This window comes from Nocardia sp. NPDC003963, assembly GCF_053605105.1.
Window position 1 is genome coordinate 1 of record NZ_JBSGIP010000099.1, and the last position, 3,260, is coordinate 3,260.

The 3,260-nt window shown below is 56.0% G+C and carries 2 rRNA genes (1 of these 2 running past the window's edge); both read left to right on the forward strand.

Annotation, left to right across the window (positions count from 1 at the left end):
• Positions 1–120: 120 nt before the first annotated feature.
• A 16S ribosomal RNA gene (locus ACWEWT_RS38355) occupies positions 121–1,637 on the forward strand.
• A 326-nt stretch (positions 1,638–1,963) separates the two neighbouring features.
• Positions 1,964–3,260: ribosomal RNA gene (locus tag ACWEWT_RS38360) — 23S ribosomal RNA — on the forward strand (it continues 1,932 nt past the right edge of the window).
• The 16S and 23S rRNA genes sit together here, the layout of an rRNA operon.

Below are 3,260 nucleotides of genomic sequence, written 5' to 3' on the forward strand. Positions count from 1 at the left end.
ACCCCCGTGTGGAGGGCCGAACATTTAAGTCAGCTAAATTCCAGCTGGCGATTTGTTTTGCTAGGTTTTCGGACTCTAGTTTGTACTTTTGATTGCGCCTTCGGGTGTGATTGTGAGTCTTCAACGGAGAGTTTGATCCTGGCTCAGGACGAACGCTGGCGGCGTGCTTAACACATGCAAGTCGAGCGGTAAGGCCCTTCGGGGTACACGAGCGGCGAACGGGTGAGTAACACGTGGGTGATCTGCCTTGCACTCTGGGATAAGCCTGGGAAACTGGGTCTAATACCGGATATGACTTCCGACTGCATGGTCGGGGGTGGAAAGATTTATCGGTGCAAGATGAGCCCGCGGCCTATCAGCTTGTTGGTGGGGTAATGGCCTACCAAGGCGACGACGGGTAGCCGGCCTGAGAGGGCGACCGGCCACACTGGGACTGAGACACGGCCCAGACTCCTACGGGAGGCAGCAGTGGGGAATATTGCACAATGGGCGGAAGCCTGATGCAGCGACGCCGCGTGAGGGATGACGGCCTTCGGGTTGTAAACCTCTTTCGACTCCGACGAAGCGAAAGTGACGGTAGGAGTATAAGAAGCACCGGCCAACTACGTGCCAGCAGCCGCGGTAATACGTAGGGTGCGAGCGTTGTCCGGAATTACTGGGCGTAAAGAGCTTGTAGGCGGTCTGTCGCGTCATCTGTGAAAACTTGGGGCTCAACCTTAAGCTTGCAGGCGATACGGGCAGACTAGAGTACTTCAGGGGAGACTGGAATTCCTGGTGTAGCGGTGAAATGCGCAGATATCAGGAGGAACACCGGTGGCGAAGGCGGGTCTCTGGGAAGTAACTGACGCTGAGAAGCGAAAGCATGGGTAGCGAACAGGATTAGATACCCTGGTAGTCCATGCCGTAAACGGTGGGTACTAGGTGTGGGTTTCCTTCCACGGGATCCGTGCCGTAGCTAACGCATTAAGTACCCCGCCTGGGGAGTACGGCCGCAAGGCTAAAACTCAAAGGAATTGACGGGGGCCCGCACAAGCGGCGGAGCATGTGGATTAATTCGATGCAACGCGAAGAACCTTACCTGGGTTTGACATACACCGGAAACCTGCAGAGATGTAGGCCCCCTTGTGGTCGGTGTACAGGTGGTGCATGGCTGTCGTCAGCTCGTGTCGTGAGATGTTGGGTTAAGTCCCGCAACGAGCGCAACCCTTATCTTATGTTGCCAGCGCGTAATGGCGGGGACTCGTGAGAGACTGCCGGGGTCAACTCGGAGGAAGGTGGGGACGACGTCAAGTCATCATGCCCCTTATGTCCAGGGCTTCACACATGCTACAATGGCCGGTACAGAGGGCTGCGATACCGTGAGGTGGAGCGAATCCCTTAAAGCCGGTCTCAGTTCGGATCGGGGTCTGCAACTCGACCCCGTGAAGTTGGAGTCGCTAGTAATCGCAGATCAGCAACGCTGCGGTGAATACGTTCCCGGGCCTTGTACACACCGCCCGTCACGTCATGAAAGTCGGTAACACCCGAAGCCGGTGGCCTAACCCTTGTGGAGGGAGCCGTCGAAGGTGGGATCGGCGATTGGGACGAAGTCGTAACAAGGTAGCCGTACCGGAAGGTGCGGCTGGATCACCTCCTTTCTAAGGAGCATTCTCCATGCCGGCTCGAAGAGTCGAGATCCGGTTGTGGCAGAGGCCATTTCGAACTCGAATGTGGTTCGATGGTTGCTCATGGGTGGAACGCTGACAGCCTCTACTGCGCATGGCTGAGACTGTGTTCTCGGTTGTGGTGGATATATCAACACACTGTTGGGTCCTGAAAGAACAGACGTTCTTTCCAGGCAAGATAATACGATCTGCTCGGATTTCTCGAGATACCGTCGGCCGGTTGGCTGGTAGGTCCGGTGATTCAAGTCCGAGTGGGTGTGTTGTTTGAGAACTGCACAGTGGACGCGAGCATCTTTGTTTTGTAAGTTTTTAAGAGCGTACGGTGGATGCCTTGGCACCAGGAGCCGATGAAGGACGTAGGAGGCTGCGATAAGCCTCGGGGAGCTGTCAACCGAGCTGTGATCCGAGGGTGTCCGAATGGGGAAACCCAGCACGAGTGATGTCGTGTTACCCGCATCTGAATATATAGGGTGTGTGGAGGGAACGTGGGGAAGTGAAACATCTCAGTACCCACAGGAAGAGAAAACAACATGTGATTCCGTGAGTAGTGGCGAGCGAAAGCGGATGAGGCTAAACCATGCGTGTGTGATAGCCGGCAGGCGTTGCGCGTGTGGGGTTGTGGGGCTCACTTTCTTGTCACTGCCGTGGCGAGCAACAGTCAGAAAAGTTCGTGTTAGTCGAATTGGTCTGGGACGGCCAACCGTAGACGGTGAGAGTCCGGTAGGCGAAAACATGTTCTCTGTTGTAGTGAGTACCCGAGTAGCAGCGGGCCCGTGAAATCTGCTGTGAATCTGCCGGGACCACCCGGTAAGCCTGAATACTCCCTGGTGACCGATAGCGGACTAGTACCGTGAGGGAAAGGTGAAAAGTACCCCGGGAGGGGAGTGAAATAGTACCTGAAACCGTGCGCTTACAATCCGTCAGAGCCTGTGCCACTTCGGTGGGTGGGTGATGGCGTGCCTTTTGAAGAATGAGCCTGCGAGTTAGTGGCATGTGGCGAGGTTAACCCGTGTGGGGTAGCCGTAGCGAAAGCGAGTCCGAATAGGGCGTTTCAGTCGCGTGTTCTAGACCCGAAGCGGAGTGATCTACCCATGGCCAGGGTGAAGCGACGGTAAGACGTCGTGGAGGCCCGAACCCACTTAGGTTGAAAACTGAGGGGATGAGCTGTGGGTAGGGGTGAAAGGCCAATCAAACTCCGTGATAGCTGGTTCTCCCCGAAATGCATTTAGGTGCAGCGTCGCGTGTTTCTCACCGGAGGTAGAGCTACTGGATGGTCTAGGGGGCCCACAAGCTTACCGAAATCAGCCAAACTCCGAATGCCGGTGAGTGAGAGCGCGGCAGTGAGACTGCGGGGGATAAGCTTCGTAGTCGAGAGGGAAACAGCCCAGATCGCCGGCTAAGGCCCCTAAGCGTGTACTAAGTGGAAAAGGATGTGGGATTGCGCAGACAGCCAGGAGGTTGGCTTAGAAGCAGCCACCCTTGAAAGAGTGCGTAATAGCTCACTGGTCGAGTGATCCTGCGCCGACAATGTAGCGGGGCTCAAGTACACCGCCGAAGCCGCGGCAGTCACACAATACATCCGCATCGGACTACGGT